At 45.7% G+C, this 23,219-nt stretch carries 24 protein-coding genes and 1 riboswitch; of the genes, 11 read left to right on the forward strand and 13 right to left on the reverse strand.

Annotated elements, in window-relative coordinates:
• Window positions 1-101 precede the first annotated feature (101 nt).
• The 4 genes from PPM_RS24685 (at window position 102) to metE (ending at window position 6,169) form a co-directional block, all read left to right on the forward strand.
• Window positions 102-572 (forward strand): AbrB/MazE/SpoVT family DNA-binding domain-containing protein, encoded by a 471-nt coding sequence (locus PPM_RS24685; RefSeq protein ID WP_013373551.1) that lies wholly within the window; start codon window positions 102-104, stop codon window positions 570-572.
• Window positions 573-864: 292 nt separating this feature from the next.
• On the forward strand, window positions 865-2,814 hold the full coding sequence (locus PPM_RS24690; RefSeq protein ID WP_016324865.1) for an anaerobic ribonucleoside triphosphate reductase: 1,950 nt from the start codon (window positions 865-867) through the stop codon (window positions 2,812-2,814).
• Window positions 2,811-3,308 (forward strand): anaerobic ribonucleoside-triphosphate reductase activating protein, encoded by a 498-nt coding sequence (nrdG, locus tag PPM_RS24695; RefSeq protein WP_016324866.1) that lies wholly within the window; start codon window positions 2,811-2,813, stop codon window positions 3,306-3,308. Before PPM_RS24690 ends, nrdG begins: the two co-directional genes overlap by 4 nt.
• A gap of 188 nt (window positions 3,309-3,496) precedes the next feature.
• A riboswitch (cobalamin riboswitch) is annotated at window positions 3,497-3,693 on the forward strand.
• A 157-nt stretch (window positions 3,694-3,850) separates the two neighbouring features.
• Entirely contained in the window at window positions 3,851-6,169 is a 2,319-nt protein-coding gene (gene metE, locus PPM_RS24700) for a 5-methyltetrahydropteroyltriglutamate--homocysteine S-methyltransferase (RefSeq protein ID WP_016324867.1), read from the forward strand.
• Between the two features lie 89 nt (window positions 6,170-6,258).
• Here the strand turns inward: metE and PPM_RS24705 are convergent, their stop codons facing one another.
• Window positions 6,259-6,792 carry a DUF6985 domain-containing protein gene (locus PPM_RS24705; RefSeq protein ID WP_016324868.1) on the reverse strand — a complete coding sequence of 178 codons (534 nt, stop codon included), beginning with the start codon at window positions 6,790-6,792 and terminating at the stop codon, window positions 6,259-6,261.
• A 380-nt stretch (window positions 6,793-7,172) separates the two neighbouring features.
• On the opposite strand from PPM_RS24705, the gene PPM_RS24710 reads away from it, so the two are divergent.
• From PPM_RS24710 to PPM_RS24730, 5 genes are all read left to right on the forward strand, one after another.
• The gene (locus PPM_RS24710) at window positions 7,173-7,502 is read left to right on the forward strand and encodes a PadR family transcriptional regulator (RefSeq protein ID WP_013373556.1); all 330 of its coding nucleotides are present in this window, start codon (window positions 7,173-7,175) and stop codon (window positions 7,500-7,502) included.
• Window positions 7,495-8,046, forward strand: coding sequence for a DUF1700 domain-containing protein (locus PPM_RS24715; RefSeq protein WP_025676804.1), 552 nt, complete (start codon window positions 7,495-7,497; stop codon window positions 8,044-8,046). The genes PPM_RS24710 and PPM_RS24715 overlap by 8 nt, the downstream gene beginning before the upstream one ends.
• A gap of 4 nt (window positions 8,047-8,050) precedes the next feature.
• Entirely contained in the window at window positions 8,051-8,902 is an 852-nt protein-coding gene (locus PPM_RS24720; protein WP_016324870.1) for a DUF4097 family beta strand repeat-containing protein, read from the forward strand.
• 119 nt (window positions 8,903-9,021) lie between these two features.
• Window positions 9,022-9,741: a 3-ketoacyl-ACP reductase gene (locus PPM_RS24725; RefSeq protein WP_013373559.1), complete on the forward strand. Its 720-nt coding sequence runs from the start codon at window positions 9,022-9,024 to the stop codon at window positions 9,739-9,741.
• Between the two features lie 185 nt (window positions 9,742-9,926).
• Window positions 9,927-10,364 carry an AbrB/MazE/SpoVT family DNA-binding domain-containing protein gene (locus PPM_RS24730; RefSeq protein ID WP_013373561.1) on the forward strand — a complete coding sequence of 146 codons (438 nt, stop codon included), beginning with the start codon at window positions 9,927-9,929 and terminating at the stop codon, window positions 10,362-10,364.
• A 70-nt stretch (window positions 10,365-10,434) separates the two neighbouring features.
• On the opposite strand, the gene PPM_RS24735 is transcribed toward PPM_RS24730, so the two are convergent.
• Window positions 10,435-10,893 carry a hypothetical protein gene (locus tag PPM_RS24735; RefSeq protein ID WP_013373562.1) on the reverse strand — a complete coding sequence of 153 codons (459 nt, stop codon included), beginning with the start codon at window positions 10,891-10,893 and terminating at the stop codon, window positions 10,435-10,437.
• A gap of 121 nt (window positions 10,894-11,014) precedes the next feature.
• Here PPM_RS24735 and PPM_RS29715 point away from each other — a divergent pair, with 121 nt between their 5' ends.
• Window positions 11,015-11,188, forward strand: coding sequence for a hypothetical protein (locus tag PPM_RS29715; protein WP_013373563.1), 174 nt, complete (start codon window positions 11,015-11,017; stop codon window positions 11,186-11,188).
• A 12-nt stretch (window positions 11,189-11,200) separates the two neighbouring features.
• On the opposite strand, the gene PPM_RS24740 is transcribed toward PPM_RS29715, so the two are convergent.
• From PPM_RS24740 to PPM_RS24790, 11 genes are all read right to left on the reverse strand, one after another.
• On the reverse strand, window positions 11,201-12,364 hold the full coding sequence (locus PPM_RS24740) for a nitric oxide synthase oxygenase (RefSeq protein ID WP_013373564.1): 1,164 nt from the start codon (window positions 12,362-12,364) through the stop codon (window positions 11,201-11,203).
• A gap of 150 nt (window positions 12,365-12,514) precedes the next feature.
• Entirely contained in the window at window positions 12,515-12,991 is a 477-nt protein-coding gene (locus tag PPM_RS24745) for a Dps family protein (RefSeq protein WP_013373565.1), read from the reverse strand.
• 305 nt (window positions 12,992-13,296) lie between these two features.
• Window positions 13,297-15,024 carry an adenine deaminase C-terminal domain-containing protein gene (locus PPM_RS24750; protein ID WP_013373566.1) on the reverse strand — a complete coding sequence of 576 codons (1,728 nt, stop codon included), beginning with the start codon at window positions 15,022-15,024 and terminating at the stop codon, window positions 13,297-13,299.
• A gap of 28 nt (window positions 15,025-15,052) precedes the next feature.
• Window positions 15,053-16,111, reverse strand: coding sequence for an ABC transporter ATP-binding protein (locus PPM_RS24755; RefSeq protein WP_013373567.1), 1,059 nt, complete (start codon window positions 16,109-16,111; stop codon window positions 15,053-15,055).
• A gap of 16 nt (window positions 16,112-16,127) precedes the next feature.
• Window positions 16,128-16,916 (reverse strand): ABC transporter permease, encoded by a 789-nt coding sequence (locus PPM_RS24760; RefSeq protein ID WP_013312456.1) that lies wholly within the window; start codon window positions 16,914-16,916, stop codon window positions 16,128-16,130.
• A 6-nt stretch (window positions 16,917-16,922) separates the two neighbouring features.
• Window positions 16,923-17,744: an ABC transporter permease gene (locus PPM_RS24765; protein WP_013373568.1), complete on the reverse strand. Its 822-nt coding sequence runs from the start codon at window positions 17,742-17,744 to the stop codon at window positions 16,923-16,925.
• 27 nt (window positions 17,745-17,771) lie between these two features.
• A complete protein-coding gene (locus tag PPM_RS24770) occupies window positions 17,772-18,701 on the reverse strand; it encodes a nucleoside hydrolase (RefSeq protein ID WP_013373569.1) in 930 nt (309 codons plus the stop codon).
• Entirely contained in the window at window positions 18,701-19,774 is a 1,074-nt protein-coding gene (locus tag PPM_RS24775; protein WP_013373570.1) for an ABC transporter substrate-binding protein, read from the reverse strand. Before PPM_RS24775 ends, PPM_RS24770 begins: the two co-directional genes overlap by 1 nt.
• 175 nt (window positions 19,775-19,949) lie before the next feature.
• On the reverse strand, window positions 19,950-20,294 hold the full coding sequence (locus PPM_RS24780; RefSeq protein ID WP_013373571.1) for a hypothetical protein: 345 nt from the start codon (window positions 20,292-20,294) through the stop codon (window positions 19,950-19,952).
• 503 nt (window positions 20,295-20,797) lie between these two features.
• Window positions 20,798-21,094 carry a WXG100 family type VII secretion target gene (locus PPM_RS24785; protein ID WP_013373572.1) on the reverse strand — a complete coding sequence of 99 codons (297 nt, stop codon included), beginning with the start codon at window positions 21,092-21,094 and terminating at the stop codon, window positions 20,798-20,800.
• A gap of 39 nt (window positions 21,095-21,133) precedes the next feature.
• Window positions 21,134-22,594 (reverse strand): lipase family protein, encoded by a 1,461-nt coding sequence (locus tag PPM_RS24790; protein ID WP_013373573.1) that lies wholly within the window; start codon window positions 22,592-22,594, stop codon window positions 21,134-21,136.
• A gap of 82 nt (window positions 22,595-22,676) precedes the next feature.
• On the opposite strand from PPM_RS24790, the gene PPM_RS24795 reads away from it, so the two are divergent.
• Window positions 22,677-23,033 (forward strand): hypothetical protein, encoded by a 357-nt coding sequence (locus PPM_RS24795; RefSeq protein ID WP_016324872.1) that lies wholly within the window; start codon window positions 22,677-22,679, stop codon window positions 23,031-23,033.
• The last annotated feature ends 186 nt before the right edge of the window (window positions 23,034-23,219 follow it).

Consider the following 23,219-nt stretch of genomic DNA (forward strand, 5'->3'; position numbering starts at 1 on the left):
CGGCATACGAGAAAAAAAGTTACATTTTCCCTTTCATATATAAAGCTAAAAATGATATTTTTTGGTATAATCAGGATATATCATTGAAGGAGGAAGCGCTGATGAAAAATACCGGAATGACACGGCCTCTGGACCAGTTGGGGCGAATCGTACTCCCAAAGGAAATGCGTACCACAATGGATATCAATATCGGTGATTCGCTTGAATTCTTCGTAGATGAAGAAGGATTTGTATTAAGGAAATACACGGGTGTCTCCTGCAAATTTTGCGGCGCAGTGGATCATTTAACTTATTTTCGGGACAGCTTTATTTGCGCTGATTGCATTCAGTTATTAAAGAACGATGAACATGTACATGCCACAAGCAATGATGCCATCCAGGCTCAAGAACGCACCAAACCGATCCAAGCCAACACAACCTGGCAGCCCAAGCAATCCAGAGTACAGCAAGGTGAAATGGTAAAAAAGCTCCGCAAGCTGATTCAGGAACATCCGAACCTGCCACAAAAAGTGTATGCAGAAATGCTCGATATTTCCCAAGGCCGTGTGTCCCAACTGAAAAAGCTGCTCTAAACCTTCTAAAAGTTTATTTCCCAATATCATATACGATGTACTTGCAAACCTACTTATTTCGTTGCAACTGCGGTGGCCAGGTATAGAGTAAGGCGCATATCTGTGGATGTGTCTCTTATTCTATACCTGGCCTTTTTGTGCTTCCTGCTCCCATCAATGTGACAATAGTCACATACTCTCCATGTCTACGTATATACAATATATAGATCGAAACAATTGGTTATCACTAGATATCATCAATATGTTGTTTTTGTGAAAAATATATATTTTTTACTATATGGAGGGTTTTACGATGAAGGTGCTGGAGGAACATCAATTATACGACATCGGCGAGCGAGTCATTGGGGCACAAGATCTGGACATGCTGCGGGAGAATGCAAATTTAAATGGAGAATCGTTCAGTGGCAAAATGAGCAAGCTTGGCTCGGAATATGCCAAATGGTATGCGCGCTTGCGTGTACTTCCGCCTGAATTGACAGACGCCATTGACCACGGGTATGTATATGTTCACGATTTGGACCAATATGCGCTCGGAACTACAAATTGTATCTTTATCCCATTTGGTCGTTTGCTACAAGACGGTTTCAATACAGGCAATGGCTCTGTACGCACACCGCAAACAATTATGTCTGCGATGGCACTGGTCGCCATCATATTCCAGTCTCAGCAAAATAGCCAATTCGGTGGTGTCTCTGCCAATAAAATAGATTGGGACCTTGCTCCATACGTTGCTCGTTCCTTCCGCAAGCATCTGCGCAAAGGACTCCGGCTGTTCGAGGAAGAGCTAGACTCCCGTTGGTCTGACGAAGAACTGCATCTAGCCAATACCCACTTGCAAGAAATCTGTCCTCGTTCATACTCATTCGCACGCGAAGAGACAGAGACAGAAACCCGGCAGGCCGCTGAATCGCTCATTCATAACCTGAACACGATGAGCAGTCGGGCAGGGGGGCAAATTCCGTTCACTTCACTAAATTACGGGATGTGTACGTCTGCTGAAGGTCGGCTTGTTTCGCAATCACTGCTGGAAGCCACAATTCGCGGACTCGGCAGCGGGGAAACTCCTATTTTTCCACAACATATTTTCCAATGTAAAAAAGGAGTCAACCAGGCAGAGGGCGATGTCAACTACGACTTGTTCTTAAAGGCGGTAGAGTGCTCCAGCAAGCGGATGTATCCCAATTTTGTGAATGTGGATGCTACCTTCAACCTGCCCTATTACCGCGCAGATGACCCCGATACCATCATTGCCACGATGGGCTGCCGTACCCGCACCATTTCTGACCGTTTCGGTAGAAACCGCCAGAGCGGCAAGGGTAATCTCTCATTTAATACCATTAATCTGGTACGGCTCGGGATTGAATACGGTATTTGCACAGGCAAGCGTCTGACACCTGACCGGGATCGCTTTGACGCGAGATTGGAAGAGGTTATGCGAATTGCAGTAGACGGTCTAATCCATCGCTATCATATCCAGACCAGCCAGCCAGCCAAAGCTTCGGACTTTATGATGCGCGAAGGGGTATGGGAAGGCGGAGAAAAACTGGCACCTGATGAGAAGGTAGGAAGCCTCCTAAAGCACGGTACACTTTCGATTGGTTTTATCGGGCTGGCTGAGTGCATGAAAGCATTATATGGAAAACACCACGGGGAAGATGATGCTGTATACCGTGAAGCACAGCGAATCATCACTTCCATGCGCATGTATTGTGATCGAATGAGTGAGCACTACAATCTAAATATTACACTGTTCGCAACGCCTGCCGAAGGTCTGTCAGGCAAGTTTACATTGCTGGATCAACGTGACTTCGGAATTATCCCTGAGGTCAATGACCGGGAATATTACACGAATTCCTTTCATATTCCGGTGTATTACAAGCTTCCCGCTGCACGTAAAATCAGCTTGGAGGCTCCGTTCCATAATCTATGTAATGCGGGTGCAATTTCATACATTGAGCTGGACGGTAATGCACGGAATAACCCGGATGCATTTCTTAAAATTGTTCAGTACGCACTTCAACAGAACATCGGCTACTTTTCCATCAACCATCCGGTAGATCGTTGTACGGAATGCGGCTATGAAGGAATTATCGGGACAAGCTGTCCTCAATGCGGCACAGATGAGGAGCACACGCACTTTCAGCGTTTACGTCGGGTAACCGGATATCTGACAGGAGATTATACCGTTCGTTTTAATGCTGCCAAGCAAGCCGAAGTTCGCGACCGGGTGAAGCATAAGTGAATTTGTGCGGCTATATTCCGGAATCTCTGAATGAAGGATACGGCCTGCGCACCGTCGTATTCATTAGCGGTTGCCGCCATGCCTGTCCCGGCTGTTTTAATCCAGCTTCGTGGAACTTCCGCGCAGGGGAGCCATTCGCGCCTGAGCGTCAACAGGAGGTTATCCGTGATATCATGGATAACCCGCTGTTGGACGGACTGACTCTCTGCGGGGGAGACCCTTTTTTCTCAGCAGCAGAATGCTCGCAATTTGTACGTGACTTCCGCGCGGCTTGTCCCGACCGAACCGTATGGGCCTATACAGGCTTTGTTTACGAGGATCTGGTCATGGATCCGGAACGACAGGAGCTAGCGTTTTTGTGTGACGTGATTGTAGATGGCCGTTTTGTTGAACAGCAAAAGGATCTGACCCTCCCCTTTCGAGGCAGTCGTAATCAACGTCTGGTAGATGTGAGAGCCAGTATTCAGGCAGGTTACACCGTTTCATTGGCTTAAAGGCGATGTTCTACTTAGCAAGATACTATATCAAAGACAAGTCCCCACGATGGGGTGGGCTTGTCTTTTTTGCATATAACTAACAGATTCCACTCCAGTTTCTATTACTGTTTCTATTGCACATCCTGTGAGTTTCACTTATGATGGTGAACAAGTATACGAGTGCATAATTATTCGTCATACCTTAATCGCATAGCCTGGAAATAGGTGTCTGTTCTATTCAGATCAGACTTAAAAGGGAAGCCGGTGCAAATCCGGGACGGTCCCGCCACTGTAAACGGGGAATGTTCAGCTACTCATACACCCACTGGTCCACAGACCGGGAAGGGATGCTGAACGTCATGATCCGTAAGTCAGGAGACCTGCCTATTTTAACAACATCGCAGTACCTACGGAAGATAGGGAGGTGTTAAGAGCAGTCGCCGTATTTTTGAATTTTAATCGCGGAGGCATTCTTTCCCCTACTCATTTTTAGCCTTGGGGACAGAATGCCTTTTTTGGTACGTAAAAATAAACTGGCTACCAGTTAGGAGGAAACCTACATGTCCATTAACGAACGATCTGCATTGTCGGGTTTGATTAGCAGTAATCTGGGTTATCCACGTATCGGTGGGAACCGGGAATGGAAGAAAGCACTGGAGCGCTTCTGGCAGGGTAGTATTGACGAAAGCGAACTGCATAGTGAGATGAAAAGATTGCGTCTGGAGCATCTGAGCAAGCAACGTGACAAAGGGATTGATCGCATTCCTGTCGGAGACTTCTCCTATTACGATCATGTGCTGGACACATCCGTGATGTTCGGTCTCGTCCCCGAACGCTTCAACTATCGTCCTACAGGTCCAATTCCTCTATCTGTGTATTTCGGGATCGCACGTGGGCAGAAGGGAGCTACTGCCAGTGAAATGACCAAATGGATGAATACCAATTACCACTACATCGTTCCCGAATTGGCAAATGCGGCTCCGGTGCTCACTGAAAACAAACCATTACTAGCTTATCGTGAAGCAAAGCAGGAGCTAGGCATTGAAGGTAAACCGGTTCTCATCGGTCCCTATTCATTTGTTGTTTTATCCAAAGGCTATGATCGTAAGGATCTCGCTTCTATTATACGAACCTTCCAGCCTTTATACGCCCGAGTCTTGTCAGAGCTAGCAGCAGAAGGCGTTCAATGGGTCCAAATCGATGAACCTGTCCTGACCACCTCATTCCCGGCAGAGGATCTGGAGATTATTCAGGAGGTCTATGAAGCTTTGACCCAAGCTGCACCCTCGTTGAACATCATGCTGCAAACCTACTTTGGCAGCCTGGACCATTATGAGCGTCTGACTGAACTTCCGGTACAGGGACTGGGTCTTGATTTTGTATACGATGATGGCGAAAATCTTCAGCATATATGCCAGCATGGCTTCCCTAAAGGGAAAACGCTGGGTGCTGGTGTCATTGACGGACGCAATATCTGGCGCAGCGACCTGAATGCCGTGGCTGCACTGTTGGACCAGTTAGCAGAACAGACCACTGCCGCACAGCTTATCGTACAGCCATCGTGCAGTCTGCTGCATGTGCCGGTCAGTCTGGACGCAGAGCATAAGCTGGACCGAGAACTGGTGCATGCACTAGCCTTTGCCGATGAAAAGCTGGATGAAATCGCAGTCTTGACGGCTGCACTTGGTAAGCACGATCCATCTGCAATTGCCAAGCTTGAGCAAAGTTCGGATGCGGTAGCCCGCTTCAACCGCTCCGCGGCAAGGGTACAGACAGCTGCCGATTTGGCCGACCTGCTGGCAAAAGAGCCACTGTCACGCAGCGTTCCTTTCGCCGAGCGCCGGGTGATTCAGCAAAATAGGCTGAAGTTGCCCCCACTGCCTACGACGACCATCGGCAGTTTCCCGCAAACTGCTGAGGTCCGCAAGGCCCGTCTGCACTATCGCAAAGGAGAATGGTCTGCCGAGCAATATCGGACATTTATCCAACAGCAGATCAAGGAATGGATTGATATCCAAGAGGACATTGGCATAGATGTGCTTGTACATGGGGAATTTGAACGGACCGACATGGTTGAATTTTTTGGCGAAAAGCTGAAAGGCTTTGCTTTTACACAAAACGGGTGGGTGCAGTCCTACGGCTCCCGCTGTGTTAAACCGCCGATCATTTACGGAGATGTGTCGTTCGATCAACCTATGACCGTGGAAGAGACGGCATTTGCTCAGTCGTTAACCTCCAAGCCAGTTAAAGGGATGCTTACAGGCCCTGTGACCATTTTGAACTGGTCCTTTGAACGTAATGATATTCCACGCAGGCAAGTAGCTTTGCAGTTAGCTCTGGCATTACGGGCAGAGGTAGAGGCACTCGAACAAGCGGGTATTAGCATGATTCAGGTGGATGAACCCGCAATTCGTGAAGGGCTTCCGTTGAAAAAAGAACAACAGCAGGCCTATTTGGATTGGGCTGTTCAAGCCTTCCTTGTGACCACGGCCACCGCTCAGCCTGCGACCCAAATCCATACACACATGTGCTATTCCGAATTCCAGGATATGATCCAGTCCATTTCAGACATGGATGCCGACGTGATTTCTATTGAAACCTCTCGTAGCCACGGAGAACTGATTGTTAGCTTTGAGGATCAGGTTTACGACAAAGGCATCGGTCTGGGTGTATACGATATCCACAGTCCGCGCATTCCTGATGTATCAGAAATGCTAAGCATGATTCAGCGTGCCTTGCGCGTACTGCCATCAGATTTGTTCTGGGTTAATCCAGACTGTGGGCTGAAAACCCGTACCAAGGAGGAATCTGTTGCCGCATTGCGGCAAATGGTACAGGCGGCTCAAGCAGCCCGTGCCGTGCTGTCTGTATCCAACTAATATATTTATCATATCCAATCGCGTCATCATGTCCACCATATCCTATTCCCTTTCGGTCTTTCTATTAGAGACCGGAAGGGGGGTTTTATTTATTCCAAGTCATATAATGTATATGCACCTTGAATATGCTCGATTTTCATCTGCTTCAGATGTACACCTAAGCCATGTTCTCGATCCCAGGAACAACTAAAATTCAAATATAGTTCATCCTTTTCCGATGAGTCGGAAATCAGTATAGATATAAGCTGCATTCGATCCAGCAATTGCTCTGGTCGCTCCACATAAGGCGCATATTCATTAGGGTCCTCTCCCCATGAGCTGTATGCCTTCCGATACTTTTCCACTATGTCTACATAATAATGGTGTATGGACTCCAATACTTGAGGATGGATCTCTGACGAACATGCCATATACGTCTCCCATGTCTTTTTTTGCAGCTCTGTAGGTTCTTCTATAGTCTGTGCCTGTTCTTCAGAGTCGGCTCCCACGATAAATTCAGCTTCTATCTCCGATGGCTGCCCGCAAAAATCAAGATGTACCACACCACGTAGTACAACCTCCTCCGACACATCCCAAGTCTCATCATCCTGTTCCAATTCCCTATACCAGTGTTTCCAGTCCATCCTTTATCCACCTCTTCATCATAGGTAATCTTTAACTCTATCGAACACTTTACAATCTATCATTTTAATGAATCAAATTAAAGTAACATCCTATGGGGCCACCCAGCCAGAAATCGAGAATTTTCCAAATGAAACTACTTTATTCTACAAGATTCGCTATTCATGTAAGCCTTAAAGAAAGAAAACCAGCCCATTTTGACCCGAAGATTTTATTATTAAAAATTTAGTACCTTGCATTAATCAGTACATGATGTTAAATTATACCTGACTACTGATTTATAATCAGTACCCGTGACAAATTATGCACAAACACACGTTTCTTCCCCTTATTCCGAACGACACCTATGAATTATGATTACATCAGGAAGGGAGCATCGCTCGTGAATGTGAACATCCAATTCAAAAAAGGGGTACTGGAACTATGCGTTCTAGTTCTAATTGGACGTAGAGACCGCTATGGCTACGAATTGGCTCAAGCCGTCTCCCGTCATATCGAAGTAGCAGAGGGAGCCCTATATCCACTGCTTCGCCGTCTGGTATCAGAGGGATACTGCACGACGTATTTACAGGAATCGACCGAGGGTCCGCCCCGTAAATATTATCGGCTAACCGATACCGGTAGCCATTATACAAGACTACTTACACGGGAATGGAATGATTTTGTCCATCATGTCGCAAGCCTACTGGAGGAAGGAAATTCCGATGAATAGAAAACAGTTTCTTACAGAGGTGGAACAGCGTCTTTCTCCTCTCCCTGCAGAGGTACGCCATGAGCTGCTTAGTGATTTGAGCCAGCATTTTGACTACGGGTTGGTTAATGGCAAAAGCGAAAGTGAGATTGCCCATGAACTGGGTAACCCAGAAGATATTGCTCGAGAAGCGTTGGATGTTCCCAATGCAGCCTGGAACGCTTCTCCTCCGCTTCGCCAGGGCAGCTTTGCTCGCAATATTTTTACTTTCCTAGGGCTGTTGTTTCTCAATTTGCTAATCTCCATCCCGATTATGGCTACCCTATGGGCAGTATGGGCTTCATTGGCTGTGGTATCGATCAGCTTCATTGTAGCCCCCCTTCTCGCTGTTACTGATTATGCGCTAAACAGCACCTTTTACCCGGCCAAATTCTTTTTCTCTATCACGTTGACGGGTATAGGTCTATTGCTGCTGCCTGGAGTACGTTATCTCTTACTCCTTATGGTCAAGAGCACAGTACGATACTGGAAATGGAATCAGACTACCCTGAGGGGAGCTTACTAAAAACATGAATAAAAAGTGGTTTATTGCAGCAGGTCTGTGCATTGTCATCGGTGCAGCCGGAATGGTGGCCTACGGTGCTCCATGGAATCAACAAGTAATGAAAGAAACAACAGCTATAAATAAAAAGTGGACATTCACACGTGGTCAGCTACAAAACCTGAAAGTGGACAGTTCTGATAATGTTTCTATTTTGTTCACTCCTGGCTCTGGTGACCAAGGTACGATACGCATCAGCGGAGAAGTTCAGACAAAAGTCGCCGACCAAATTCATAATGCCCAAATTGAGAACGGTAAGCTTACCATTCAATCGGAGCCGGCCCCTTCCTTGTCATTCTTTTCGATCACTCCTGATTTGGATCAAACGATTACCGTAGAGATGCCCTCTGGCGAAACACTAACTGACCTACAGGTAGATGCACACTCAGGGAATGTAAAGCTTCAAGATGCCTCTGTGAAAAACACTTCTATCACCGCTACTTCAGGCACTGCCGAGATTACAAACCTCCAAAGTACCCACCTGATCGCAAATTTAACATCCGGCAATTTTACAGCCAGTCAGCTTGCAGCAGATATGGAGTTAAAGCTTACTTCAGGTGATGTTACCATTCGCGATTATAGCGGTAATGGTCTTCTCTCCCTAACCTCAGGGGAGACAAATATTACACAACGGGCCGTAGCCAACTTGGAAGTGAATGCTGATTCTGGTGACGTGAAGATTAAGCAAGCTCCCGATTTTAAAGGTGTTTATAATGTCCGCTCTGACTCTGGGAGTGTCAATACTCCCGAATCTGTTCCCGGTAGTGTGAACGTGATTAAGGTCGAAACCACTTCAGGAGATATTGATATTTCCAAATAGAGACCTCTAAATGAATGCCTCATTAGAGGCGAAGTTTGGTTCAAGGGGTTCAACCTAGTATAATGAAACCATGTGCTCAGATGCACAACCACGTTATATAGTGATAAGGAGGAGACTGGATGGAACTTAAGAACAAAACAGCCATTATTACAGGAGCCAGCAAAGGAATCGGTAAGGCAATTGCCGAAACTTTGGCCAAGGAAGGCGTTAATCTGGGGTTAATCTCACGCACATTGACCGACCTACAAAAGCTGCAGGATTCACTGGGGAGTACATACGGTGTGAAAGTGGTGAGTGCTGTTGCGGATATATCCGATCGCACACAGGCCGCTGCCGCTGTAGCTTCACTGGAGCATGAACTGGGTGCCGTCGATATTTTGATCAACAATGCAGGCATCGCCACCTTCGGCACAGTCGCAGATATGGACCCCGAAGAGTGGGAACGTATTATTCGCGTAAACCTGATGGGAACCTATTATGTGACACACGCCGCTCTTCCAAGCATGCTGGCGCAACAGAGCGGAAATATTATTAACATTTCCTCCACAGCAGGAGAACGAGGTTTTGCAACAGGCTCTGCATATTGCGCATCCAAATTTGCTTTGATGGGATTCACGGAAGCACTGATGCAGGAAGTTCGCAAATCCAACATTCGGGTTACCGCGCTGACACCAAGCACGGTCAATACAGAATTGGCTGTAAATGCGGGATTGCCTATTGGTGACGAGGACCGCATGCTTCAGCCGCAGGATTTGGCCGATCTGACGTTAGCTGCATTGAAGCTGCCGCCACGGGTTCAATTAAAAGTAGCCGGCATTTGGACAACCAACCCACAGTAATTCGACATGACATCTTAGATTCATTGGCTGCACCAAGCTCCGGCAGACGTAATTGTTCGTCATGCCGGAGCTTTTTTTAGGATAGCTATACCAAAACAAACTTTAATATAAGCGCTTTGTACTTCCAGCATACATAACATACAATTCCTGCAACCATAAGCGCATTCCAAGAAAGGGGAAAAATGATGAAGAACACAGGAATGACACGACCACTAGACCATTTGGGACGCATTGTGCTACCCAAAGAACTACGCACTTCTATGAATATTAATATTGGAGATGCCCTCGATTTTTTTATTACACCAGAGGGACTGATGATTCGCAAATATACGGGGGTTTCTTGTTATTTTTGTGGCGCCGTTGATCATTTAAGCTATTTCAGAGATCATCTGATCTGCAAGAGTTGTATTGAAAACCTGAAGAGCGATAATCCCTCCAGTCATTTGAGTGAAGCACGTCCTGTCCAGCCGAAGAAAAGAAGAAGCTACAGGAATCAGAATGAGCTCCTGAATAAACTAAAGCAGCTCATGGAGGAATACCCTAATGTCTCTCAAAAAGAATTAGCCGAAATGCTGGAATTGTCTCAAGGTCGTGTGTCACAGCTTAAAAAGCTGCTCCTTTGAATCTGTCTGTCCACCTCGTTTGTTAAAAACAAATAAAAAAAGAGCCTAACGGCTCTTGGATCATTCATCATTACGCAATGTCAGACTGCTCCATAATCGGGACTCGATAGGCAAGCAGGGACTCGTCTATTACGGCAGAAATAAACGTTGCTTCTATTTCAGGCACCAGTCTAAGCGCATAGTTCCATGCGTTTTCCTCAATTTGCAGCGCAAGCCGTTGCCGGGTCCCGATCCCGTTCTCTTGCTCCATCGCATCGGAGAGGCCCTCTAATTCAGTATCGGCGGCGTGCCCGATCTCATGCGCAAGCACAACCGTAAAATACTCCTCAACTCGATCTGCGCTGCCGAACAACTGTAAACATTGTGTTTCGATAACATCCGTATACATGGTAATGGCGTGAGCATGCATGGCATATTTGCCCCCAATCAGCCGTCCACCAGGAAAACGTTTCTCCAGCTTAACTGTTACGCCTATAGCAGCTCGTTCCAAAAGCTCAGCGACAATGCGCTCTGCCTGATTTCTCTCCAACTTAGCTTCGCTCCTCAAACCAAGATATATAAAGTTATATGTACGATATAACTTATGAAATTATGAATGTACTCATACAATACACAGTACGATATTATACCTTTTTACAAAGGAGAATACCATGCCAGAAGATTATTATATCGGCTGGGGAACGCTTGCCCTTATTAATGCCGGCTTCGCACAGTCCAAAAATCGGAGCAGGCTTAACTGGTTTGTGCTCTCACTACTCATAGGGCCGATCGCGACCCTATTGATCGTTGTATGGGATACACCGGAGTCCAGATCCAACAATTAGTCTCCCGTTAGGTTATCCAGAATGAAAAGGACAGCCTTGCGGCTTCTGCGGCAGCGCTGCATCTGTTGTTGGTTTAGCCTGTCTCGTCATATATGGCTTTTCCTGAACTCCGAAATTCGGCTTCACAAGCCGATTATCGTAAGAACTATGAAAAATATGCGTGGTTGCTGGTGACAACGGTGGGATCAGCCACGTCCAATTACCTGTCAGCACGCGACCAGCCTTGGCTTCCCGTTCCTCAAACAACTTGAATTGTGCTGCTGCGGTATGATGATCGACAATGCTGACCCCCGCTTTTTTAAAAGAATGCAGCACAGCAATGTTCAACTCTACCAGCGCCCGATCACGCCATAGCGTTGTTTCACTCGTCGTATCCAGCCCCATCAGTTTTGCCACCTGTGGCAACATATTATAGCGGAAGGTATCCGCAAAATTACGGGCACCGATTTCTGTCCCCATATACCAGCCGTTAAATGGAGCTGCTGTATAGATGATACCGCCAATCTCCAGCGTCATATCTGAAATCATAGGCACAGCATACCAGCGCAATCCCAGAGAGGCTATATACGAGAGTTCCGGATGCTCAATGGGCACCTCCATCACCAAATGTTCAGGAATATCAAAGAGCTTGGGAGGTTGGCCTCCCGCTTCCACAACTAGCGGCAATATATCAAAAGCAGTCATTGCTCCTTGCCACCCCAAATCCCTACAAGCATTCGTAAAATCCACTGAGATCGGATCCCCGATGACCCCTTGATCCGTTTCATATCCAGCATAACGAATGAGTTGATGGTTCCAAATACGAATATTCGGCTGGCCCGGCTGGGATGCGCGGAATACAGTAAGCGTAGGCTTAATTTTACCGCCATTCGTTCCTATGCGGATATGCTCCAATAGCTCGTGAACTACTTGCGTCGCATCTGACGCTCCACGTGCATCCCTGACCAAAAGCTTGTCCCAAAACAAGCGACCGATACAACGATTGCTATTCCGCCAAGCCATAAGTGCCCCGTGTTCCAGCTCTTCGTAAGTATGATCGTACGTTCCAATAGTCTCTATGTCGTGACGAATATCAAGAAGCCGGGCTTCCGCATCATCGCGGCTTCGGCCCAGCTCCTCATAACATGTATATATAAACTGCTCCGCTTCATGCAAAAGCTGTTGTTTCACTTCCACAACCTACACCCCATCCCGGTAGCTCACTTCCTTATGAGCCTATGGTCTTCCATGCCTATTCTTCATTATACTCCAGCGGCAGGCTGGAACCAACGGGATGTATAGCTTGTTCACCTGATCTCCATATACGTGGAAATCACTCCCAGAAATTTATCCCAAATATGCTGTAAGCATCCAGATATGTTTATCCATTTCTTCTCTCAAGCCATTCAGAAGATCCTCTGTTGCTTTGTCCTGTGCCGCTTCTGCTGCTTCCATACCACTAGCCAATTCAACAGTAATCGTTTTAAAATCAGCTACAACGGCCTTCACCATATCTTCGGCTGTCTGCTCGCCTGCGGACTCCTGAATAGCTGACAGTTGCAAATGCTCCTTCAAGGTCGCAGCAGGACGACCGCCAATAGCCAACAAACGTTCAGCAATCGTATCCAGATTAGCTGTTGCTTCATTATAAAGCTCCTCGAATTTAGCATGCAGTGTGAAGAATTTAGGTCCTTTTACATACCAGTGAAAATAATGCAGCTTTGTGTACAGTACAGACCAGGTAGCCACGTGACGGTTTAAAGCCTTGTGCAGTTCTTGAATAGCCTCTTGTGTAGGTGCGTTCGTATGATTTAATGTACTCATGTGTAAAATCCCCTCTCGTTATTATCATTAATATAGTTGGAGTGATACTCGCTAGCAGTAGTGTCTGATTTTCTTCTAAATCCCATGCGTGAAACTAAAAAATATTCAGCAATTAATTTAGACTTAATCTAAATCCTGTTTTAATTATAACACTATCTATGTGTTTTGCAAGGCCTTATTATGGTTAAACCATGAAGATTACGTGAATTGATCGACAGGCAAACGCTTCATATAAATTCGCAACCCACCTCAATAATCTAAACACAGCAAAAAAGAGCCGCCCCGTAAAAGGGTCGACTCTTTTTTTATTCTTGCATTTCCGAAGGGTTTATAATCAAGGGTACAACTTTGCCTACGTTTACATCAATCAAGCCGTGATCGGTAATTTTCAAAGCCGGGCTGACTGGCAAAGAATGAGTACTTAAAGACATGATTGGATTGTAATGGCGATAGCCTAGCGACAGTAATGCTGAACGCAGTTCCTTTACGTGGGCAGCAACCATTTCTAGCGGTCCTTCTGTTAAAATTCCGCCCACTGTTAACGGTAAATGGGACAGCACCTTGCCATTTTCAACTACGCAAAAGCCCCCTTGGCTGGATAGAACCGTATTCGCAGCCAAAATCATATCTTGCTTGTTATGCCCCACGACCAACAAGTTATGGTTATCGTGCGAATAGGTGGTTGCCACGGCCCCGCGTTTAATCGTATCTCCCCCGATCAAACCGTAAGCACGTTTGCCGTTCTTGCCATACCGCTCAAACGTAGCAATGAGTCCATGTTCACCATGTTCCCATACCAGTTCACCCTGCTCTACTTGGGCAGGTGCAATTCGTTCGCTTGTAAAAGTTGATCCATCCTTGACCATCATAATACGGCATTGATGTGTGCCATCAGCTACATCCAACTTCACAGTAAAATCCTGCTCTGTGAGTGGATTGAGCTTTACACTTTGATAAAAGTGGGCAGGGAACTGGCACTTTACCTGTGTCTGATGATATTCCTCAAATTTATCAAATACCTTATGACCGTCCTTATAGACTTGCTCCACATCAAACTGCTCCAGATCCGATAGTAGCACAAAGTCAGCTATTTTCCCTGGCGCAATTGTCCCGCGATCATGCATGCGCATCCGGGCAGCAGGAGTAAACGTAGCTGCATAAATCGCATCCTCAGGCTTCATGCCCATTCCGATCGCTTTACTTACAATATGGTTCAGATGTCCCCGCTCTACGAAAGAATCCGGCATTACATCATCCGTTACGAAGCAAAAATGTTGTGCAACGTCCTCCTGAATGAGATAGTCCATCACCTCAGGGGTCATGGATTTTTCCTGGATCTCAATAAACATCCCGGCGGCCATTCTTGCCTTCATACCTTCAATGCTTTGGTGGGTATGGTCTGAGCCTATTCCTGCATAGATCAACTGATGCAGATCCAGATCAAGCAACTGCGGCGTATGGCCTTCAATGATCAGCTCTGGGTAGTGCTCACGAACATGGCGTAAGATGCGGTTCGTCTTGCTCTCCGGATCACGAATGACATCTACATAATTCATAATTTCACCCAGGCAGATCATCTCACCCGTTTGCAACAAAGTATCAATCTCGGGGATGTCAATCTCGCCCCCTGAGGTTTCCAATGGTGTCGCTGGGACAGAGCTAGGAATCCCGTAAAACATATCAGCCACGCAATCTTTGCTGGCCTCCATCATTTCCTGAATACCTTCCAATCCGAAAACATTCGCCATTTCGTGCGGTTCCGGTACAATCGTCGTGACCCCATTGCGAATGAGTCCATAGGAAAAGGTTGCTGGTGTCACCATTGTACTTTCGATATGCAAATGGATATCGATCAGGCCGGGAATCATATATTTCCCGTGCCCCTCCACAATTTCAGCAGCCTCGAAAGATTCCAGACCACGCTGACCGATATACATAAACTTGCCTTCAAGTATAGCAACATTGCCTACCTCGAACGTCTTGTAGTAACTGTTATACACCTTAACTTGTAAAATCATTTTGTCTGCACGCATGATGTATCTCCTTCATCGAACCCGCTGATTATTGGACCAGCACCATTTTGTCTGCCGGAAAATGCAGGGTAACCCGTTGACCACTCAAGTAAGGCGTATCCATTTCCTGATTAGCCGTAAAGTTTCCCTTCGCTGTCTCTACCACATACTGATAGCTGCGCCCTAGGTAAGTACTTACCTTAATGACACCAGAAAGCTCATTTTCTCCTGTCTCGTTGCCTTCTGTTCGAATGACCAAATCATCCGGGCGAATAGCGCCTTGGCGAGCCCCTGGCTGGACTGTGCCCTGATTACGCACTACGCTAAACGAAAGGTCGCTTGTATTCAGTCGAATACGTTCTCCTTCTTCAGTGCGCTCGTCAAAGCTTAGAAAATTATTAAACCCAATAAAGCGGGCAACAAATTCGGTCGTCGGATATTTAAAAATGGTCGATGGAGCGTCTAATTGCTCGATGTTCCCCTTATTCATAATCGCAACCTGGTCAGAAATCGAAAAACATTCCTCCTGATCGTGCGATACATACACGGTGGCGATACCTAGCTCCTGTTGAATACGGCGGATTTCTACGCGCATATTTACACGCAGGTTAGCATCCAAGTTACTCAGAGGTTCATCAAACAGCAGCAGATCAGGTTCAATTACAAGCGCTCGCGCAATCGCGACACGTTGACGCTGCCCGCCTGATAATTCGCCAGGGAAACGTTTTTCGAATCCCCCCAAGCTAACCGTATCCAGCATAGTCATAACGCGTCGTTTCACATCATCTTCTTTTACTTTACGTAACCGCAAACCAAAGGCAACATTATCAAAAACCGACAAGTGCGGGAAAAGCGCATAACTTTGGAATACAAAACCGAAGTTCCGTTTATTCACTGGAACCCGGGTATAATCCTTATCACCAAACAAAAATGTTCCTTGTTTAGCTTCGAGAAATCCTGCAATAAGACGAAGTGTAGTCGTTTTGCCACAACCACTCGGTCCGAGCAACGAAAGCAATTGCCCTCGTTCGAGCTGCAAATCGAAATCCTGCAAGATCAGTTGGTTGTCATAAGCGACCGAAACGCGATCCAGAGTAAGCAGTGCCATAAGGTTGAAGCCTCCATTACCTTTTAGTGAAGTAAGACAATCCCATCAGTCGTTCAATCAAGAACATCAGGATACCCGTTAAGATCATCAGCATAACCGAAATCGCTGCAATCGTCGGATCAAAATAATTTTCGACGTAAGTCAGCATTTGAATAGGCAGGGTGCTGAAGCCCGGTCCTGTCATGAAGACGGAAATGTCGACATTGTTGAATGATTCCAGAAAGGCAATCAGGATAGCCGCAATAATGCCTGAGCGGATGTTGGGTAGAACCACCTTGAAAAAGGTTTCCAGCCGTCCAGCTCCCAAACTAAGCGCTGCTTCCTCAATCGCAAAATCAAAGTTAGACAAGCTGGATGCAATGACTCTAATAATGAACGGCAGCATAATCACCGTATGTCCGATCAAAAGTCCAGCGTATACCGGTAAATGGTACACAATGATCAGATAACGCAGCAGTGTAAATCCAAGCACAATACCTGGTATAAGCAACGGGGAAAGGAACAAGGCATTCAGTGCATCCTTCCCGCGAAACGAAAACCGACTAAGCGCATAAGCGGCTGGCATACCGATTAACAACGCCAAGATATTGCCCAGCAGAGAGACGACAATCGACGTTTTGAACGTGGACATAAACAAATCCACTTCAAAAATATTTTCATACCAGCGCAAGGAAAAGCCCTGCGGAGGAAATTTTAATACCGTGCCCGGCTCGAAAGAAGTGACCGATATGATCAACAGCGGACCGAGCAGAAAGATGAAGACCAGCAGGCTAAAGAAGCCTAGTCCGTAATGTTTCTCCCGCATATCCACCTACCCCTTCGGATTGAGTTTATGGGCCGCCTTATTTAAGAGACCGACCACGATAAATGTAATAGCAATCATAATTGTTGCGATAACAGAGGCTAAAAACCAGTCGTTAAGCGTCATCGCATTTTGGTACAAAAATGTAGCGATAACCCGCTGTTTCCCTCCCAGCAGTGCTGGGGTCGTATAAGCTGTCAGGCTGCCTACGAAAACAAGAATGCTTCCAATGATCAGACCCGGAACAGACAGCGGGAATACAATTTTACGAAATGCGCTGAATCTGGAGGCTCCAAGACTCTGAGCAGCATGGACAAGATCACCGTCAATATTTTCAAGCACACCAATCAATGAAATAATCATCAGCGGTAAAAACAAATGGACCAGACCAATAATCATCGCTGCCGGAGTGTACAAAATATTTAGCGGCTCATCCACGAGTCCTAAACTCATTAGCACGTTGTTTAATAACCCCTTGCGACCCAAAATGACCATCCAGCTGAATGACCGCACCACCGGACTCGTCAACAAGGGAAAGATAGCCAGCGCCAGCAAAATCCCTTTACGACGCGGGGCCTTTTGTGAAATATAATAAGCCGTCGGAAAACCGAGCAATACGCATACGAGGGTCGTTACGACACTGACCTCCAGCGTAGTCAGCAATATTTTCAGAAAATAAGGGTCCTTGAAGAAATGGAGATAGCCTTCTAGGGTGAATGAGCTGTTCTGTACGAAGGTCGAACCGATCGTCAACACAATCGGAATGACCATGAACACCGCCAGAAAGAGCAAACCTGGCAGCAGCAGCCAATACAAGTATGTTTTCTTCATGGGTAGCTCCTTGCGGTTATCAAAATGTTATTCCTTGTTCAGCACCTGGATAAACAGTTCCAGAAAAGCTTCACTGTCCACCTGCTCGCACACGTTCATATTGGGACTATGATTGAGACGGTTCTGCACATCTCCTACCGTTTGTCCGTCACATATGCGACTGGAGGTTTCCACGTCCACATATAACAGCGAGGTATCTACTAACCTCGAATTCAATGCCACACCTACGGCAAGCGGGTCATGAAGCGCACACGCTTTTACGCCGTTGCGTTCTTCATAACGCTTGGTATACACGGCCGTGCTTTCAGCTACATAATCACGAATCTCTGGGCGGGTCAGACGAGCAACATGATCCGCAGTCAGCAGTGCCTTGCGTGTTACATCCAGACCAACCTGTATCAATCGACTAAATCCAGCGTGAAATACGATCCGTGCGGCTTCAGGATCAGCGTACATGTTATACTCCGCTACAGGTGTAATATTGCCGCACCCGTGAATAACACCGCCCATAAAAATGACCTCATGAACGTGATCCGTCAGATCGGGACACTTCAGCAACGCCAACGCCAGATTGGTGAGCGGTCCGGTGCAAACCAGCGTTACTTCCCCCGAGTGAGCCATCACGGTCTCAATGATGATATCCGGTGCAAAACCTTCAGATGCAGAGATGGCTGGGACTATTCCACTCAATGCACCTCCGATGCCGTCTTCTCCATGAACACGGTGCTCGTGCAGGCCTTTTCGTATTAATGGAGCCTCTGCCCCCCGGAAGACCGGAATATCCGGTCTTTCCAGCAGGTTGAGGATTTTGCATGTATTCAGTGTTGCTTGTTTAAGTGAAACATTCCCGCATACCGTAGTAATCGCTTGGATATCCAGCTGACCACTTTTGGCCGCAAGTAAAATACCCAACGCATCATCAATGCCTGTATCTACATCTAATATGATCTTTTTCATTATTGTGTAACTTCCCGGTTCCAGCGATCTGTCCATGCCTTGATATGGTCGTTAACGAATTTCATATCCAGCTTGGTCAGCTTATTCACTACATCTGCACCATACGTAATCCCTTGAGTATCTGCACCGGATAGTACTACCTGTGTGTTCACCGGAGAATCAACCTTTGCCTTGGCGGATTTTTCTTGAACTTCCTTGCTCAGCTGCCAGTTGATAAATTCCTCAGCCAGCTCCTTCTGGTCGGAGCCTTTCACTACATTAATCGTGTTCATGACTGCATAAGCACCCTCACTAGGAGCTACAAATTTCGCCCCTGGCACGGCAGCCTGCAAATCTTTGAAATACATTTCCATAATCGGGCCGCCTGCAATTTCCTGCTGGCTAAACATGTTTACGAACTCGGACGTTTTACTATAAAACTTAACAATATTCGGACTCAGTTCCTTCAGCTTCCCAAAGGCTTGGTCTTCATTAAATTCCTTGCTACCCGCTACCTTGGAAGCCGCGTCTACCATCATCGGGCCAGCCGTTGCCGTAATATTCGGCAGAGTCACGTTTCCTTTGAATTCAGTGCCCCACAGATCGGCCCAGGAGGTCACATCTTTTTTCACCAGCTCTGGATTATAGGCAATACCAAGGCGTCCAACTGTATAAGCAGGGCCATATTCCTCACCCAGTGGTGCTTTGGCAATATCATAAATTTGGTTCAAGTTTGGCACTTTACTGCGATCCAACTTCTCGAATAGCCCCTGTTGAATTCCCTGTTGGGCATAATAATCAGACAGATAAATCAGATCGACATCAGTGCTGCCTTGACTGATTTTGTTCAATCGTTCCGCATTATTTCCGATTTCTACAACAATATCAACGTTATGTTCCTTTTCAAAAGGCTCGTACACTTCTTTATTAAAAAAGTCCTCGGAGAAGCCCCATGTGGAAATAACTAGTTTCTTTTTCCCATCAGCTGAGCCATCTTTTCCATCTGTCTGACCACTAGTAGCATTGCTGCCGCAACCTGCCAGTACCACAGATGCCAAGGTCACAGCCATAAATCCTTTAAACCACTTTTTCATATGAAACTCCCCCTGTTTTTTTATTCTGCACACCTTATGACACAAAAAAGAAAAGTACTCTTGTAAAACAAGAATACTTTTCTTCGTAAACAAAGAATAAGTTGATCCCGCTGCGCGTTATAACAGGTTCTCCCCTCAGATAGATCCGAAGCGAAAAGCCGAATATCCAATTTTATTAGGACTCTTTCAGTATGATGTTCGTAATGGCCCACTGCGTTGCTGAATCATAGTCGCGCAGTAGAGCTTCTATATCGAGCTCCATATCCTCAATCAGCTTCTCGCGAAGTCTCTTCTTATACAGCATGGACATTCGGAAATCCACTTCCAGCTTCAAGCCAGGGGCTTCCACTTCCAATGCCGCCGAGCGTGGAGAACGCCGGTGCTTCGCTACAAAGGTAACAATGTTGTTCTCAACGGTGGCCCGCAACAGCGTGGTCCCGAAGCCGAACAGTTCCTTTGAAACTTCATTGTAAATCTGGCACATCCGCTTTTTGCTTTCGTTACTGTCGAGCAGCGTCATGAACCCACCCTCATCAGCATATTACGTACAATCAATCTTTTAACACGATAGATTATACATAAATATACGCTAAATAGCAAACAAAAATCCCCGATTCAATAACGTATATCGCGAAAAAGCGAACAATATGTCGAAGTTTGTAGCTTTGCGACATTTTTATACTTACTGATCTCAAAAATCTCGGTTTAGATCCATCCTACCAAAGGGCCGAAAACAACGAAAGGAAACAATTTACTATTTCCATTGATCAGATGAAACTTACATTAACTGTAGCTCGTACAACAATGCTCCAACATAACAGCAACCTTAAGATGCAGACTTCAAGATTACTATCGCCGCATTCCGTGAGATATTTTTTCCTTCTACTATATATGTAGTATATATGTAGTTTTTATGTACACACAATTAAACCGTACCCCGCAGAAGTCTCCTAGCGATAGTACGGTTCTTGTAAGTTATGTAGCTGGCCACAACAGCATAAAGTTAGCTATGATATACGCCTGTCACCATTGTGCTGCTCGTTTACGCTTTTCTTCCCGCCGATCAGCTTCTTCCATTTTGCGAATATAACGTTTCAACTGCTCTTTATGCTCATCCAACTCGTGGATCCGTAATGTGGTTCCTTGGAGAAACGCCTCCATTTTGCGTGTTAATTCAGCAGCCGATTCGCCTCGCCAGTCTTGCAGACGACTATATATATTTTTCATCTGCTGCTCCTGATGCTGAAGTCTTTGCCTTAGCTGCTCGCACTGCTGTACAGCTCTCCGCAGATCCCCCAGGCTCAAAGATATTCTGCTCATCTCTTTCGCCTCCCGTTGTGTTCTTCCAGCTGCTCTTTCTTATTGATCCACCATCGTAAATTCCTGGCCCTTACGATCGATATACTCTGCTATCTCTGTGATCGACTCCTGATACCAGCGATTAATTCGATCCAGTGTCGCCGTAGCACTATGCGCAAGCGGGGTCAAAGACTGACTTTCACTTGTCCCGATATGAGCCTGAAATAACTGAATGGACGCACGGGTATCACTGGAAAATCCATGTAAGCTAGAACGCATCTGATTTGCCGCATGCTTTAGCTCTTCGGGTGTTAATTGAATTGTGCCCCCATTTTTGTTGCCTACAAAATAAGCTCCACCATTAGCGCGGTCATTTTGGCCTGCTCCCATCAAATTCACACCCAGTGCATTAGCAGCAAACTGCCCGAAGGCGCCTAATTGTCCCCCGTAGCGTTCGACCAAATCACCCATGACTTGCTTAAGCTCTGCCTGTGCGGCCAGCATTTGCTCGTACGCCTGCACCCGCGGATTACCTTCTACCAATTGTCCGTCCATAGTGTACAGCGGATTGCTGATATTGCCGTTCTCATCAAATGTGAAATGCTCCATGCCATGAGTTTTCTCTCCACCTAATACAGAATTATAGAATTTGGTGAATGCATCTTGCTGCATCATAGGTAATGTAATCGGAACATAAACAATGGGAGTCCACTTGGGGCCAAGAAAAAGTCTTCCCAATTCGGTTTTTCTTTCCAAGGGAATTGAAACAGGAATAGTAAACTTGGCTACATTGGCAGTCTTATAATCACTCCCAATATGGTACGTTTCCCCCACATGTTGGTTAGCCTTAGTGGCTCCCCCACCAACGCTATCTCCGGGATGGGCAAAAGCCACATTAGTCTTCTTGAATTCTCCTGCTTTTACTCTCTTTTGAAGATCTTCAGGTAATAAATGTACAATGCTCGGAGCAGCAAAACTTACGGATGATAAACCATTCTTCACTGCAACATATTCTGCTTCTGCACCGCCTAAAGAATGACCTGTTGTAGATATTTCGGCAGCGGGGTACTTCTTCTTCACTTCGTCGTACAGTGTTTGAGCTTTCGTAAATTGATTATCCTGATACTGTGCTTCATACTGATGAAATGAACTTTGTACCTGTAATGGGAGCTTTTCTATCTCTTCTTGATTATTTACATAATAATCGTGAAGTTGATTTAGATTTTTTGCTCGTCCACCCATGACATCGTTGATGTCTGTTCCTATGTCCATCATTCTACTCCATAGTGGTCTTCCTCCTGGCTCTGTACCCCTATACCCTATGATCACCTGATTGCTATCCTCATTATGAAAAACGGTAGCATCGAATCCAGAACCATTTGTGTCATGTATTAGTTTCTCGTCTAAATCAACAACCCTCCAACCAGGAATATCTTCATTCTTATAAGTCTTTGGATCAATATCCAATTGGTAAGCCTCATCTGCTATCTTCCAGTACGTTTTTTCGCTAATATACTGCAATTAATTCCCCACCTTGTCTAATCACCTAATATATTATAAAGTTAGAAAAAGTTGATACTTTCAAAAAAGGAGCATCTAAAAATTGAAAAAGAAAAAATTTTGGGTTACTGCTCTTATCTTATTCTTCATCCTAGTAGGAGCTCTCTATTACATGCAGTACGCATCAAATGTAAAAAAAGAAGAAGCTGTTAGAACAGGTATACCTATTGGAAAAGAATACATCAAAAAATACTATAGGGCTGATTTCATATTTAAGAGTTATGACTATATAGGTAGCTATGTTAATAATACAGTTCATCTAATCGGCTATATAAAAGGACATGAAGGTCAATCGATATCTATTGCTTACGATTTTGAAAAAAAAGAAGTGCTTAGTGTAACCGGACCGGATTGGTTCATTGACAGTCGATACCCTAAAAAGAATGTTCCACCATTTTAAAAATCAAGATTTGTATGCAAAAAAAAGCATATATGATTCATTCCAGTTCAAGAATATATTTTTCCAATCTAAGGAAGTGAAATCATTATAATACTTCCCATTTAGTTGGGATATAGTTATAAGTAAAAATAAGTATAAAGTCGTTGGTTACTGCATTTCTGGTCGTGGTTCATACCTAATAACGAT

The sequence above is a fragment of the Paenibacillus polymyxa M1 genome, from assembly GCF_000237325.1.
GTDB lineage: Bacteria > Bacillota > Bacilli > Paenibacillales > Paenibacillaceae > Paenibacillus > Paenibacillus polymyxa_C.